The sequence below is a fragment of the Alteromonas sp. Cnat3-28 genome, from assembly GCF_022348265.1.
Classification (GTDB): Bacteria; Pseudomonadota; Gammaproteobacteria; order Enterobacterales; family Alteromonadaceae; genus Alteromonas; species Alteromonas macleodii.
The window spans coordinates 22,478-37,194 of record NZ_JAKREY010000006.1 but is presented as its reverse complement, the minus strand read 5'-3'; the positions used below and the strand labels follow the sequence as shown (position 1 = coordinate 37,194).

At 44.5% G+C, this 14,717-nt stretch carries 16 protein-coding genes; 11 read left to right on the top strand and 5 right to left on the bottom strand.

All coding sequences use genetic code 11. The features are described 5' to 3' along the window. Nucleotides 1–103: 103 nt before the first annotated feature. The 9 genes from MHM87_RS07915 to MHM87_RS07875 all read left to right on the top strand — a co-directional run bounded on the left by MHM87_RS07915 (nt 104) and on the right by MHM87_RS07875 (nt 6,945). Nucleotides 104–691 (top strand): DUF2726 domain-containing protein, encoded by a 588-nt coding sequence (locus tag MHM87_RS07915; RefSeq protein ID WP_014950547.1) that lies wholly within the window; start codon nt 104–106, stop codon nt 689–691. Between the two features lie 165 nt (nt 692–856). After that, nucleotides 857–1,558 carry a 5'-methylthioadenosine/adenosylhomocysteine nucleosidase gene (locus MHM87_RS07910; protein ID WP_014950548.1) on the top strand — a complete coding sequence of 234 codons (702 nt, stop codon included), beginning with the start codon at nt 857–859 and terminating at the stop codon, nt 1,556–1,558. A 1-nt stretch (nt 1,559) separates the two neighbouring features. Next, nucleotides 1,560–2,504 (top strand): cobalamin biosynthesis protein, encoded by a 945-nt coding sequence (locus MHM87_RS07905; protein ID WP_239258479.1) that lies wholly within the window; start codon nt 1,560–1,562, stop codon nt 2,502–2,504. Further along, on the top strand, nt 2,504–3,427 hold the full coding sequence (locus MHM87_RS07900) for a cobalamin-binding protein (protein ID WP_170826515.1): 924 nt from the start codon (nt 2,504–2,506) through the stop codon (nt 3,425–3,427). The genes MHM87_RS07905 and MHM87_RS07900 overlap by 1 nt, the downstream gene beginning before the upstream one ends. Nucleotides 3,428–3,560: 133 nt before the next feature. Continuing rightward, a complete protein-coding gene (locus tag MHM87_RS07895; RefSeq protein WP_014950551.1) occupies nt 3,561–3,965 on the top strand; it encodes a rhodanese-like domain-containing protein in 405 nt (134 codons plus the stop codon). Nucleotides 3,966–4,101: 136 nt separating this feature from the next. Further along, nucleotides 4,102–4,503 (top strand): DUF2721 domain-containing protein, encoded by a 402-nt coding sequence (locus MHM87_RS07890; protein ID WP_061486467.1) that lies wholly within the window; start codon nt 4,102–4,104, stop codon nt 4,501–4,503. Further along, nucleotides 4,500–5,105 (top strand): GNAT family N-acetyltransferase, encoded by a 606-nt coding sequence (locus MHM87_RS07885; RefSeq protein ID WP_039226178.1) that lies wholly within the window; start codon nt 4,500–4,502, stop codon nt 5,103–5,105. Before MHM87_RS07890 ends, MHM87_RS07885 begins: the two co-directional genes overlap by 4 nt. A 30-nt stretch (nt 5,106–5,135) precedes the next feature. After that, complete coding sequence (locus MHM87_RS07880; RefSeq protein WP_239258477.1) at nt 5,136–6,494, top strand: FAD-dependent oxidoreductase; 1,359 nt, start codon at nt 5,136–5,138, stop codon at nt 6,492–6,494. Between the two features lie 97 nt (nt 6,495–6,591). Next, a complete protein-coding gene (locus MHM87_RS07875) occupies nt 6,592–6,945 on the top strand; it encodes a DUF1428 domain-containing protein (RefSeq protein ID WP_014950555.1) in 354 nt (117 codons plus the stop codon). Between the two features lie 15 nt (nt 6,946–6,960). Here the strand turns inward: MHM87_RS07875 and MHM87_RS07870 are convergent, their stop codons facing one another. From MHM87_RS07870 to tyrS, 4 genes are all read right to left on the bottom strand, one after another. Further along, nucleotides 6,961–7,608 carry a hypothetical protein gene (locus MHM87_RS07870; protein ID WP_239258475.1) on the bottom strand — a complete coding sequence of 216 codons (648 nt, stop codon included), beginning with the start codon at nt 7,606–7,608 and terminating at the stop codon, nt 6,961–6,963. Continuing rightward, on the bottom strand, nt 7,605–8,132 hold the full coding sequence (locus tag MHM87_RS07865) for an RNA polymerase sigma factor (RefSeq protein WP_239258473.1): 528 nt from the start codon (nt 8,130–8,132) through the stop codon (nt 7,605–7,607). Before MHM87_RS07865 ends, MHM87_RS07870 begins: the two co-directional genes overlap by 4 nt. A 70-nt stretch (nt 8,133–8,202) precedes the next feature. Beyond that, nucleotides 8,203–8,910: a hypothetical protein gene (locus MHM87_RS07860; RefSeq protein ID WP_239258471.1), complete on the bottom strand. Its 708-nt coding sequence runs from the start codon at nt 8,908–8,910 to the stop codon at nt 8,203–8,205. A 373-nt stretch (nt 8,911–9,283) separates the two neighbouring features. Beyond that, a complete protein-coding gene (tyrS, locus tag MHM87_RS07855; protein ID WP_014999392.1) occupies nt 9,284–10,483 on the bottom strand; it encodes a tyrosine--tRNA ligase in 1,200 nt (399 codons plus the stop codon). Between the two features lie 316 nt (nt 10,484–10,799). Here tyrS and MHM87_RS07850 point away from each other — a divergent pair, with 316 nt between their 5' ends. Further along, nucleotides 10,800–12,125, top strand: a complete 1,326-nt coding sequence (locus tag MHM87_RS07850; protein WP_014950560.1) for a peptidoglycan DD-metalloendopeptidase family protein — start codon at nt 10,800–10,802, stop codon at nt 12,123–12,125. Nucleotides 12,126–12,135: 10 nt separating this feature from the next. Continuing rightward, entirely contained in the window at nt 12,136–13,338 is a 1,203-nt protein-coding gene (locus MHM87_RS07845) for an anhydro-N-acetylmuramic acid kinase (RefSeq protein WP_239258469.1), read from the top strand. Nucleotides 13,339–13,400: 62 nt separating this feature from the next. On the opposite strand, the gene MHM87_RS07840 is transcribed toward MHM87_RS07845, so the two are convergent. After that, on the bottom strand, nt 13,401–14,654 hold the full coding sequence (locus tag MHM87_RS07840) for an SLC13 family permease (RefSeq protein WP_239258467.1): 1,254 nt from the start codon (nt 14,652–14,654) through the stop codon (nt 13,401–13,403). Nucleotides 14,655–14,717: the final 63 nt, after the last annotated feature.

Below are 14,717 nucleotides of genomic sequence, written 5' to 3'. Positions count from 1 at the left end.
AAACTGCAAACGGAGCCCAAGCTTTTTTCGATATAAACACTTTAGCGGGCTTCTTTATTATGCATTCCGTGGGCTTTAACTATTGAAATTTGCGAGGGTTACGATGGAATTGGCAATTATTCTAATGATGTTACTTATTGTCGTTGCACTGGGTGCCATAAAGTTGTCAGACGGCGGTGTCGCATTTCCATTTAGGCGAAAGCCGCAATTGTTCACCCCCGTTGAGCACTCTTTTTTAAACCTTATCGAACAGGCTATGGGAAGAGAGTTTCGCATAGTGTGCCGTGTGCGTCTTAACGATTTAGTGGCGGTTCGCCAGTCTGCAAATAAAAAGACGGCAAGCCAAGCCATCAGCAGAGCTTCTAGCAGACAGCTCGACTTTGTATTAGTAGATAAACACGACATGAGTCCTGTTCTTGCTATCGACTTAGTTCATAGCCAAGGCAAAGATGGTTATAAATCACAAAAAGACTGGTTTGTAACAGGAGCCCTTGATGCTGCTGGCCTTCCTCATGCAAGAATCAAAGTGAAGTCTGGTTATACCGTTGACGACATTCGCGAGTGTTTGGAAAACAAACTCATTCCCTATCGCCGTTTACAGCAAAAAATGGCACAGCTGCCTACGCATAATCCAGAGCCACCAAAGCGCCCGACTCGCCCAGTGCGTTCAAGCAGACCAGCTGCAGCTTAAGACATAAGCCCCACTTCCCCTGGCCTTTGTTGCTTTGCTATTTTCTCACTCTCAAATAGCGGTAACAGAGGCATTTTTCTGTCAGTTTGCCCGTTTTCCTTATACAATTAACGCATTCAACAGCGTATTCACGCGTTAAACTCCCTCAACACCGTCGGTAAAGTTATGAAAAAAATTGGTATTTTAGGTGCAATGGACGAAGAAGTTGCGCTACTTAAAGCGTCACTTTGGAATGTAAAAGAAACCCAGTGGAAGCACCTGACGTTTTACGAAGGTACACTTAACGACATAGAAGTGGTGCTAGTAAAATGCGGTATTGGTAAAGTGGCTGCAGCAATTGCTACTACTGTACTTATCGAACAGTACGCCCCTGATGCTGTTGTCAATACCGGTTCTGCCGGAGGTTTCGACAAGAATCTAAACATCGGTGATTTAGTGATCGCCAGTCACGTTATTCACCATGATGCCGATTTAACCCATTTTGGCTACAAGCTCGGTCAATGCGCAGGTATGCCTGAAGATTTCCGTTGCGATACAAGGTTAATGGAAGCCGCTCGTAGTGCTGCCACAGGCATTACCTCACTTCAGTCGACAACAGGTTTAATCTGTACGGGCGATGCGTTTATCGGTAGCGACGAAGCTGTAGCAGAACTGCGTGAAAACTTCCCAGACATGAAAGCGGTTGAGATGGAAGGTGCAGCTATAGGTCAAACTTGCCATATGCTCGACACGCCTTTCCTTGTCATTCGTTCATTGTCGGATATTGCAGGAAAAACGTCGTCAGTGAGCTTTAAAGAGTATCTAGACACTGCCGCTAAACACTCAGCACAGTTAGTTATGGCAATGATTAAGGCCCTCGCAAAATAAGATGACAGAGGTAATTAGCGACCCGCAATACCAGTCGCTATTCGTACTTTGGCTGGCTATCGCCGTTGACGCATTATGGCGCTGGCCCCATAGTACTCATCCATTAACGCTCATGCGCTACCTCGTTCAGCAAATGGGGCGCAAAGTGGTGCCCTCTCGCGAATACGGTAGGTCTCAGCACTATATTTCAGGCTCATTAGCCGCCCTAGTTCTTCTTGCGCCATTGGTAGTATGTGTTGCCATCTTGGTGTACATGGCCCAATACCCCGTATTCTTTGAGGCGATTATTCTTGTCGCACTGCTCGATTACGGTTACCAGCGTCAACAGTACAAAAAAGTGCTGGCGAGTGTGGGAAGAAATAAAAAATCCCTCGCACGTGAAATGGCGCAAACCATTACTGCACGTCAATGCGATTCACTTTCCGATATAGGAATTGCCAAAGCCGCGATAGAATCGCTATGGCTGAAGTTTCTTTATCTTTATTGCGGCGTTATTTTCTACTTTGTAGTGGCAGGCCCCATAGGCGCACTCATTTATCGATTGCTTTTGCTCACATCTTGGCAGTGGCATTACCGAACCCCTGCAATGACTTTCTTTGCCAAACCCGTACGCAATCTTGTTTACTTACTTAATATGCCGCCCGCGGTCATTGGTGGTCTAGCAACACTACTGGTCAGCCATCCTATTAAAGGGTTTCGCGCCATAAAGCGCTCCCCAGTGAAAGATAAAACGTCGCTACTGCTTGCGCTTATGGGCGGTGTGCTTGATATTAAACTCGGCGGCCCAGCAATTTATGCCAACAAGAAGATTCGATACACCCGCGTGGGAGGCGCTAACGAGGTAAAGTACTCTCACATGTTGACAGCCAAAAATACGGTTACTCATGCCATGATTGCGGTTAGCGCCTTCGCATCGTTAGCTATGCTGGCAATGGCCGTAGCCTAATGAAAACAGCAGTTATGATGAAAACCATTTTTTTTGTAATTTTAAGCTATTTACCTCTTCTCACATTTGCTAACTCAGAATCAGATGCCGAGACAAAGCACCTAGCTCATTCAGATCAATTTGCTTCTGCCGATGTTGCACCAAGCTCGGAATCAAGCGCCTTATCAAATTCCGTCGAGCTAAAGATAGTCAGCCTTGCGCCCCACCTTACCGAATGGGCATTTAGTTTGGGCTTAGGCCCTAACCTTGTAGGTGTAAGCGACTATAGCGACTATCCTGACGCCGCGAAAAATATTAAGCGGGTGGCGGATTTTCAAGGTGCCGATATCGCTACCATTGTGGCGTTAGAACCTGATTTAATTCTTGCATGGGATGGAGGCAATAAGCCGCAAGATATCCATAAGCTTTCCTCGATGGGTCTAAACGTATTTAGCAGTAAGGTCGAAAATATCACTGATATAGCCAGCGAAATTAAAAGGCTTGGGGCACTTACAAATACGCAAAAGCAGGCGACCCAGCTCTCCAATGATTTTCTCAACGAACTAGCCGAACTTCGAAGTAAATACGACAAATCCTCGCTTATACCAGTATTTTATTATTCGTGGACTGCTCCACTTATGACCATCGGTCCCAACGCGTGGGGTAACCAACTGCTGAATGTGTGTGGTGCTCAAACATTATTTGCAGACAGTCCTGTAGACTATCCTCAAGTCGCATTAAAAGATGTACTTACTCGCCAACCTCATGCACTCATTGCGGCATCTAAAAGTACGCATTCAGAACTTGAGGTATTCTGGCGTGATCATCGCTCTTTCCTCAAAGCCCCCTTAATTGTTGTGGATCCAGACGTCACCAGTCGGTTTTCATTGCGATTAATAAATGAACTAAAAGTACTCTGTAAAGGTATTAAAGAAAGCGCATAAGCGTTATACTTAAGTCTAGACCTGCTGGGCTGTTTTCAATTGATACACACCGACTTGGCTCAATTTAAGCGCCTTTGTGTAACAGAATAAGAGCAGGTTCTAATCTTCTATAAAAAGGTAAGAGTTTTTATTCATGCGGATTGTTGTTGCGGGTTTTCTAGTTGTTATCAGTGTTGCATTGTTTGTGTCGCTTCAGTGCACAGCGAAAGCGACCGCGCAAGCCTCTGTTGCCGCATCACCATACCTTATCGAGCGAGTTGCAAACAACGACTGGCTCCTTATTGATGTTCGCTCTCCGCAAGAATTCGCCGATGGTCACATTCCTGGCGCAGTAAATATGCCCCATGAAAATATCAATGACTACCTTAGCGAATTAGAAGGCCACAAAAACAAGCCTATTATCATTTATTGTCGTTCAGGCAGAAGAGCCAAACTGGCAATGAAAGTATTGGAAGAACTCGATTTTTCTGAAGTCATGCATTTAGAAGGCGATATGTTAGGCTGGAGTGCCGCTGGCATGACAGTTGACCGAATGTAGACTCAATATTCCGCCTTCTCCTTCGTATTAGTCTTTTGCACTAAAGATGTTGTAAGTTCAACCTCTTGGCTGATTACTGTGTGTAACTGAGCCCCTGTGATACACTCTTTTTACTCGACGATTGTATGAAACACCCATGAAAATAGATATTGCTACTCCGGCCATGTTATTTCCGGCGATTTCTTTATTGCTTCTAGCCTATACCAATCGCTTTTTAACGCTTGCAACTATTATCCGAAACTTTTCAAAAGAAGAGAGAGATGATAATACTCAAGCACAAATAAAAAACCTTCGATTACGTATTCAACTTATTAAGCGAATGCAAATAGCAGGTGTGGGTAGTTTTTTTCTTTGTGTAGTATCCATGCTAGCGATATACCTCACCTATCAACAGGTAGGAAACTGGGTGTTTGCTGCAAGTTTAGTATCACTTCTATATTCACTATGGATGTCGGTAAGAGAAATATTGATATCAGTTGAAGCCTTGGATGTGCACCTTGACGGGATGAAAAACGCCCCGCGTAAAGAAAAAGTATGAAGCCCACAAATCATTTGAGCCACATAATTCAAAGTGATATCAGCTACGAGTCTCTAGCGCCTGAGTTTTTTGCAGGGGTGATTGCTCTTGGTAATCACGTGCACGGAGATAACTACCTAACCAACGAGCTACTTGCTGATTACTATGCAAAGAGCTTTGTTGGCAATACTAATGCTAGCTGGGTAGCCCTATACAAAAAAAAGGTTGTTGGTTTCAGGCTAACCTTTGCGCATACACAATGGGAAGCAGATGAGTGGTGCAGCCCTTCCCTTTGGCCAGTAGATCCAAATACCGTATGTTATTTCAAATGTAATACGGTAGACCCCGCAATGCAGGGCTGTGGAATTGGCAGCAGACTATTAAGTAAATCGATTGAATGTGCGCAAATTCAAGGCGCAGAAGCGGGTTTAGCACATATTTGGTTGGCAAGCCCTGGCAACAGCGCATTTAAGTACTTCACTAAAAATGGGGGGCAGCTTATAAAGAAGCACCCCAATAAATGGCGCTACGCATCTATTCACGAAGGCTACGATTGCCCTGTATGCGAGGGTTATTGCGAGTGTGAAGGTGCGGAAATGCTACTTCAATTTCAAGCCCCATAAGTACGCCAAAGGTAAAAACGTTTTTATTCTATGACCTACGATCCTCTTATTTCACGCGGCGTTTCATCAATGTTACCCGCGGCAAACAGCTACTGGCATGCCACACACAAACCACCAACACTGCCGCCTTTAAACAAGAAGGTAAACACTGAGTACCTCGTCATTGGTGGTGGTTATACCGGTCTTTCAGCTGCCATCACACTTGCTCAAGCGAAACAAGAAGTCACGCTACTTGATGCGAATTCACCGGGATTTGGCTGTGCGGGCCGCAACGGAGGCTTTATTCTATCTGGTAGCGGCCGATTAAGCTTAAGCGCCATAGAGGACAAGTGGGGTCGTGACATCGCCAAAGCTATGCAGGACGAGTTTGATGGCGCGGTACACCTGCTTAAACAACGTATTGCAGACTTTGATATGCAGGTCGATTTGGTAGAAGGGCCCTATTTAAAACTGGCGCATAACCCAAAGCAAGCCGAACTACTCTGTGCCAGTGCTAAGCATCTTGAGTCACACTTCAATGTGCCGAGCTCTCCACTTAGTGAAAAAGACCTTATTGCGCGCTTTGGTATTGAAGGGGCGTATGGTGGCGTTGAGCTAAAGGGTGCATGCTTACACCCACTAAAATTAGTAAGCGAATATGCAAGAGTAGCAAAGGAGCTTGGAGCAACGCTTTTTTACGACTCGCCAGCCATTCGCATTGAAAAGCACAAGACCGGATATGTTGTCGCAACACCCAGCGGGTCAGTTTCGGCCAAACACATACTCATTGCTACTAATGCTTATACCCCTAAGCGCTTTCATGACAGCGTAGACAATAAGCAATTTCCTGTTCAATCGAGCATTTTTGTCACTGCGCCATTGAGTAGCGAACAGCGCGCAAAGTCTGGCCTAACCACGCCAATGAGCTTTATGGATACACGGATGATGAAATACTACTACCGTGTTTTGCCAGATGGCAGATTATTATTCGGCGGTCGTGGTGCCGTAAAAGGTAAAGATGCAGATAACGCGTCAGAGAAACAGCGACTATACCGCGCTATGGTAAAAAGTTTCCCTTCACTTAGTGGTATCGCCATGGATTATTTTTGGAGTGGTTGGGTAAGTGTATCGTTAGACAGTATGCCGCGGATATTTATCGACAATGAGGTTAGCGGCAACAATTCTAACCGCTCTAGCGGTAATATCGGTTACGCCATGGGGTATTGCGGTTCGGGCGTATCTTTTGCCGCGTTTGCAGGGCAGCGACTCGCTCAACGTATGATGGGTAACAATGACGTCGATTTATCGCTTCCCCTTTATCGTTCTCCTTTGAAAACCTACCCCTTTGCAAAAGCAAGAAGGCTAGCACTGCATGGCTTGTACCAATGGGCGAAAATAGCAGAACGCTAGTAATAGTTATAAATTACGATTCACCTTAATGTTAAGCATTGCATGCTGTCTATAAATTAGGCTATTTTAGGTATCTATTCTTTGACGGAGTCACCTCATGTCATATATCGATGCCTTTGCTGTAGCCGTTCCCACTGAAAATAAAGCGTTATACATTGAGCACGCCAAACTCGCCGGCGATATTTTTAAAGAGTATGGTGCGACTAAAATACTTGAAGCTTGGGGTGACGATGTCCCTGAAGGGGAAGTCACGTCTTTCCCGATGGCTGTTAAAGCCAAAGAAAATGAAACCGTGGTGTTTTCCATTGCATTTTGGCCTTCAAAAGAAGTACGAGATACTGCATGGAAAAAGGTGATGGAAGATCCTAGAATGCAGGAAAACGAAAACCCCATGCCTTTCGACGGTAAACGCCTTATTTACGGGGGCTTCGTACCAATGCTGGAATTATAAGACTATTAGTTTCAGCTATTTCATATCGTCTATTTTCTTTAGCGCCGACGGCAAGTCGGAGGCTAACTTTTTGTACCGGCGGTATACAATAAAAACGACCACACTGTTTATCAAAAGCTGTGTCCCCCACAGCGTGAAGGCATTAAACATCAGTACATTAAAGACGGCGAGTGCCAGCAATCCACACCACAAAGCTAAGCATCCATAGAGGCTGATTTTCCAGTAATGTAATTGTTGTTTTAATTGGTTTTGTTTAAACGCCAACATTGACTGAACGTCTAACGCCTGGACCTTCCACTGCTTTTGCCTTACCCAATATCCCCATGCCCCGAAAGCGGCGGGAATAGGTGTAAGTACCATGAAAAGCAAAAATTGATACGTGCTAAGTGGCTCGAACAACACCAAAGTTAAACACCACACAGAAACCGCTAGCCCGAGCACCAAATCAACGGCACCTTTTAGTTTAAGTTTAAATCTTGCGCTCTTGGTTTCTTTAACCAGTGAATCTGTATCTACTGAAGGGGTTGCATCCTTGTAGGCACTTTGCCACTGAGCGAGTTGCTTATCTAATTCGTTCATTTGCGTGCTGTTCTCGGCCATACTTAATTTTTCTTCGCTCAAGGCTTTTTTGTTATCGCTCAAGGCTTCTTTATGATCGCTCAAGGCTGTTGCTCCATTATCTGCGTTAGCTGTTGGCGGGCGCGGCTTACTCGCTTAGCAACGGCACTCTCTTTGATACCTAACATATTGGCTATTTCCAGCTGACTGAAACCTTCTAAAAGCAATGCCAGTACCTGTCTGTACTTTATTTCTAGCTGACGTAAGCCTGTCATGAGATCCATCGCATTTTCTTGTAACGTGGCATCCCGAGATGAGCTGGCGCTGGTTGTGTGAGAAGAATCAAATTCGCCGTCATGGTTAAACTCTTGACGCCGCTGCTCTTTAATCACGTGATCAACCGCCTTGTTATGCGCAACTTTAGCAACAAACGTTTTCACACTTGCCTCACCACGAAAGCCACTATCACTGTCTTTTGAGGCACCTTCAAAAGCGCGCCAAACCGCCAGTGACATTTCTTGTATTAGCTCATCTTGAAGTGATTTATTAGCCTCAAATGTTGTCGCAATACGCGCCATGAGCGGCGCGTATTCACTAAGCAGTTTTTCTATTTGAATGGTTTCTTTCACTGCATTTCCATTTTTATTATTTTTTAATTCCACGCTTTAAGTGAGCAGTTGAATTACGCTTCCTAGCTGATTAGCGAAATAAGCGCTGGTAAGCAACAAAGCACATACATGAAACAATAGGGCCAAACACTAATCCCGACAATGCGAAAGTATAGGGCGCAAGTGCAACTGTTAAGAAAATCAGGGCACCTATTATCAACATCGACTTATAAGCGCCCACTACTGCAGCAATACTATTTGTAAAAGATGCTGGGATTGAGCGATGTTTTAAAATAAGCAACATAGGTACAAATAAAAGCAGTAAATTTATTGGTGTTGCCGAGCCCATCATTAGCCCGACCTTCCAAGCGGGTACATCTACTACAACACCATTTGCTAACGCCGCCACTGCATCTGCGCCCATTAACATAGCGCCAATTTGAAATTGGATCCACGCGATCACTGGCCCGGTCAAACTCCACAAAGCGACATTTGTCCATGAGCGCAGGGTACCGCCCGACAATCTCAGCTTGTTGTTCTCTGCTAAGTTGGCAATGGCCAACCACATTACGGTAGCCAGAAGCGGACCTACCCATTTCGATATGCCTAAGCCAATTGGCCCTGCTAGCGCTTGAATGAGCCCCGCGGCAAATAAAGTAACAAAAGAAAGTCCCAATAATTTGAAAGGTGCTTTTATAAAAAGCTGCCACCCCTCTTTCAGCCATGTGAACGCTTCCTTCGCAGGAAGGCTCTTGTTAGCTTGATGGTATGTTGCACGAGTTGAAGTTACCGTTGTCATGTTTTTATCCTTTGCATTGCGTAAGCGTTAGTATTGAGTTTCACTGTTTTTTCATCCCAGCCTGCTACGCGTTAACTGCTTATCGTACAGTTGGGTTTATTGATTAATTTTTCCCCTATAGACGATAGCGATTGCAAAAACCTGACAAACTTTTTCAAAAAAAAGTAAGAAAAACAAAAAAAACATTAGCGACAATTACTTATAAACGTTAAAGCCAATATCCCCACTTTTAAATTTGGCTTGATGCTTAACTTTGTATGAGTAGTTAGGGCCTTCTAAAAAAATAATCGCCCTACTTTCCTCTAGTACTTATATTTCAGGCAAAAAAAAGCCCGCTTAACTAAGCGGGCTTTCAAAAACTATCAGAAAAACATTAGGCTAGCGTAATACGCGCAAACTTGCGTTTACCCACCTGATACACATTTTCACCTTTTTCGGTGATTACTAAGCGGGTGTCTTCCACTTTATCGCCGTTAATTTTAACTGCGCCTTGCTTAATCATGCGCATAGCATCTGAAGTCGAACCTACAAGGTTAGCTTCTTTCAACAAATTACCAATGGCAATACCTTCATCGCTTAATGCAATTTCAAGCTCGGGCATGTCGTCAGGAATAGCGTTCTTCTGGAAACGTTGAATAAAGTCCTGATGCGCGCCTTCTGCCGCTGCGTCGTCATGGAAGCGTGCAATAATTTCTTTCGCCAGCATGATTTTAATATCACGTGGGTTTTCACCGTTAGCAACGCGAGTTTTAAGCTCAGCAATCTCTTCTAGCGGTCGGAAGCTTAGAAGGTCATAGTAACGCCACATCAAATCATCAGAAATAGACATCACTTTACCAAACATGTCGTTTGGCGCGTCTGTAATACCAATGTAGTTGTTCAAAGACTTAGACATCTTCTGAACACCATCTAGACCTTCAAGAAGCGGTACCATCACAATAGACTGTTGAGTGAGTCCTTGTTCTTTTTGAAGTTCACGACCCATTAGTAAGTTAAAGCGCTGGTCTGTACCACCTAATTCAACATCAGATTTAAGCGCTACCGAGTCCCAACCTTGCACCAACGGGTACAGGAACTCATGAATAGCAATTGGCTGACCGTTGTTATAACGCTTTTTAAAGTCATCACGCTCTAGCATACGAGCAACCGTCTGACTTGCAGCAAGTTTGATCATGCCCGCCGCACCAAGGTCGTCCATCCACTCTGAGTTAAAACGTATTTCCGTTTTATCTTCATCAAGGATCTTGAACACCTGTTCTTGATACGTTTTCGCGTTCTCTAATACCTGTTCTTTACTTAAAGGCTTGCGTGTTACATTTTTACCTGTAGGATCGCCAATTAGGCCAGTAAAATCGCCAATAAGAAAAACAACTTTGTGGCCTAGTTGCTGGAATGTACGCAACTTGTTGATCAACACAGTGTGACCAAGATGCAGATCAGGCGCAGTTGGATCAAAACCCGCTTTGATAGTAAGGGTTTTGCCGGATTTTAGTTTTTCAATTAAATCCTCTTCGGGGAGTATTTCATCAACGCCCCGTTTAATCTCAGCTAGCGCTGTTTGCCAATCTTTCATTTGTACGTCACACTCTTAAAAAAACTGTATATTCAATATTGGCGGGCATTTTACGCGTACAACGGAACCATTAAAAGGTTTGCGCGTCAAAAAACGGATTACAAACAGTCATGTTGTTAAACCCAACAGCTTTTAACGTGAAATCAGAGTACTGAATTAACGTGGACTGTATTCAGTAAACTCAAGAAATAGTCTTCATGATAAGAGCTATTGGGTGTAACAATTTGCGCTAACAATATAATGAGAAAAGTTGCATTTTTAAGCAACGTATGTGAAATAGTGTTGTGCACATAACATTTCTCAGGTGGGCAGTAGTATGAGAAAGAAATTAGACGCTTCTAAAGCGCTCAATTTATTTAAAAAATTACCGAAACAGCACAGAACTGGGTTAGCAGTAGCTAGCTTATTTCTGGGTGGGCTTATTCTTTTTCCAAGTGAACCAGTAGAAGCCAGTCGCCATCAAGAAGCACACATTCTGGATGCAGGTGTCCGCTATCCGGTGGAGCTTCATATTGCGCCGTCAACCAACGTATTTTCTGGTGAAGAAGAATCTTCATGGCAGACGTACAAGGTGCGCAGTGGCGATACATTAGCAAAGCTATTTAAGCGTGCTGGCTTCACTTCGCGTGACGTATATAACGTAACGCAGGCAGGAGAGCTAACAAAAACGCTGGTTACTTTATTGCCCGGCGATGAACTATCGTTTAAAGCGAATAAAGACGGCAGCTTCGGCGAGCTAAAGTACAAATTGTCTTCGACTGAAACCCTGTTTGTACGTCCAGAATCGTCGGATGAGAACAGCGCCTTAACCGCTGAGCTTGAAAAGCGAGATGTAGACATTCGCTACAACTTCGCCCAAGGTGAAATTCACTCAAGCTTTTGGAACGCCGCCAGTGATGCAGGCTTAACCAGCAACCAAATTATGAATTTGGCGGGTATTTTCGGCTGGGATATCGACTTCGCTATTGAGATCCGATCTGGCGATACGTTTAACGTAGTATTCGAAGAGCAGTACATTGATGGTGAATTTGTCGGTTACGGCGACATCGTAGCAGCGGAATTTACTAACCAAGGCGAGCATTTTAGCGCTATTCTTCACGAAGATGGCACATACTACACGCCTGAAGGGCGCAGTATGCGTAAGAGCTTCTTACGTGCGCCGGTGAATTTTAGATATGTAAGCTCTAACTTCACAAAAGCTCGCTTCCACCCCGTGCAAAAGCGTTGGAAAGCGCACCGCGGTACAGATTACGTTGCTGCGGTTGGTACGCCAATTATGGCTGCGGGTGACGGTAAAGTAATTAAAGCGGGATACGATAAATATAACGGTCACCATGTTTTCATTCAGCATGGCGAGAAATACACGACCAAATATCTTCACTTTAAAAAGCGTGCAGTTAAGGTAGGAGATACGGTTAAGCAAGGCCAAACCGTGGGCTATTTAGGTAGTTCAGGAATGGTTACTGGCGCCCATCTTCACTATGAGTTCTTAGTGGATGGTGTTCACCGAAACCCTCGTACGGTTGAGCTACCGAAGGCGCTTCCTATTGCTAAGGAAGAGAAAGAAAGGTTTATGGAAATTGCCGCAATACGCCAAGAGCAGCTAGATAATAACAAGCGCATTATGCTTGCAATGAAATAGCGACGACTAAATGGCAAAATATATTGGCCTGATGTCAGGTACTAGCATGGACGGCGTCGACGCCGTCCTGTGCGACATCTCGCAAACGTCTTGCACCACCCTCGCCGCCCATTCAATTCCTTATTCTGCCGAATTACTTACTGCACTCAATGCACTTTGTAGTGAAGGTCCTGATGAACTTAATAGTTTGGCCATCGCTGATAGACTGGTTGCTGAAACCTTTGCAAAGGCCACCTTAGCGCTGCTTGAGAAAAACAACCTAGGTCCCTCGGACATTACGGCTATTGGCTCGCACGGCCAAACCATACGTCACCACCCGAATTCCGATGTATTGTCAGCACACTTTGCAGAATCATCCATACGCGGCTTCACCTGTCAGATAGGCGATCCTAATACCATCGCTGTTCTTACCGGCATTGATGTTATTGCCGACTTTAGGCGCAAAGATATTGCCCTTGGTGGTCAGGGTGCACCCTTAGTGCCCGCTTTTCACAATGCAGTATTTGCAAGTGATGATAAACACCGGGCACTCGTTAACATTGGCGGCATAGCAAACGTTTCACTGCTTGCACCAAAACAAGATGCTTCGCCACCTAAAGGGTTTGATACCGGACCCGGTAACACCTTGATGGATCAGTGGATAAGTCTTCATTTAAATAAAAGCTTTGATAAAGACGGAGCATGGGCTGCGTCAGGGCATTGTCACTCAGGTCTGTTAAACAGGCTCTTATTGGATGATTACTTCGCTTTGCCTGCGCCTAAAAGTACTGGTAGAGAGTATTTCAATATCAATTGGTTAAGTAATGCGCTTGCCGATTACTTCCCTTCTAGTGCAGAGCTGCAAAGCGAAGAAAAGAACAATAATTTAGCCCCTAAAGACGTGCAGGCTACCCTACTTTCGCTAACAGGTAGCACTATCGCTCAGGAAATTGTGAAGCATTTTCCTAAAACAAATAGAGAAGGCGCAAAAAGCGAAGTGATAGTGTGTGGCGGTGGCGCTTTCAATAAAGCATTAATGCATAACTTGAGCAATGCTTTAAGCGATTATGTAGTAACAGACAGCCATGCTCTAGGCATCCATCCACAGCAGGTTGAAGGCGCAGCATTTGCGTGGTTTGCACATGCGTATATGAATGATATTCCAGGCAATGTGCCTGCAGTCACAGGGGCTTCGAAAGCCACGGTACTCGGTGCATTATATAAAAAAGCGTAAGGGCGACAGGCTATCGCCCTCAAACGCTTTATTGGTTCTGTTTATTAAAGCAACGTCACCAATTAACTTGCCGTAACAAACAAATTCGCCATTACCAATACCAGCGCGTAACCCACGCTATACGCTGCAAGAAGAAGCAACACGAACTTGCCGTATTTGGCGAACGTCAGGCCCTTAACCTTACTCATGGTAACAATACCTGCTGATGAGCCAATAATAAGTAACGAGCCCCCAACGCCTACTGCATACGTGAACGCCATCCACTCAGCTGTCGACATGGCAATGTCCGCTTTTAACAACGCAGCAGTTAATGGCACATTATCTATCATGGAAGACAACACCCCCATCACAAAGTTGGCTCCTGTTGAAGGCATTACGCTATATACATGTAAAAGTGCGCCCAATGCGTCAATGTGATCGAGCATTCCGACAAGCAGCAACACCCCAAGGAAAAACAGAAGCGTGTCGAATTCTATTAGGCGAATATAGTCCAAGATAGGATCATCATATTTTTCTTCTCCCATAAAGGTTGCCACTAAAAACATAACCGCCATACCCGCTAAAAACGAAAGCATAGGTGGAATAGCAAAAAGCACATTGGCAATTAACGTCAGTACAATAGTGGACAGGAATATTCCCGCAATTACGTAATCAACCGGCCTAAGTTCATGGCGTGTTTTTTTTATTTTAACCTCCCCCTTCATACCTATACTCAACAGTAACGCTAGAAATAGTACTGCTGTGAGTGAAGGAATAATAAGTAAGAGCAGCTGAGTTATAGTGACCTTTTCATCCAAGAAAATCATAAGAGTGGTGACATCCCCGGTTATTAGCGACACGCCCCCAGAGTTCACCGCAAATACCACTAGCACAGCAAACCGCATGGTTTGGTTAAAGGGCAAACCCAAGGATAAAACCATGGCAATAGACACCAAGGTCGCTGTGATGTTGTCAGCTAGCGAGGAGAAGCAAAAACTAAAAATAGCGGTAAAGAATATGAGTTTTTTGAGGGTTATTTTTTGCGGCATGATAATGTTTAACATGTTTTCAATCATGCCTTTGCGGTTAAGGTAAGCAACGAAAGTCATTGCCGCTACAAGGAATAACCAGAGGGTGGATATTTCGCTTATGTTTTCTATGAGGTGTTCATTGAGCTCTGCTAGGTGAGGGCCCCTATTCGCATCTATGAAAAGAAGGATCCATGCGAATGTTCCGAAAAATAATGTGGTTTTGGCTTTATTCACGTGTAGCACTTCTTCAAATACCACACCCAATAATGCCATTACCGCTATGCCAATGAGCACATAGTCCAGCATACGTTTTACTCCCAAATTGTCAGGGGTGAATTATACGATTGCTGTTCATGCTTTAGCAGGTGT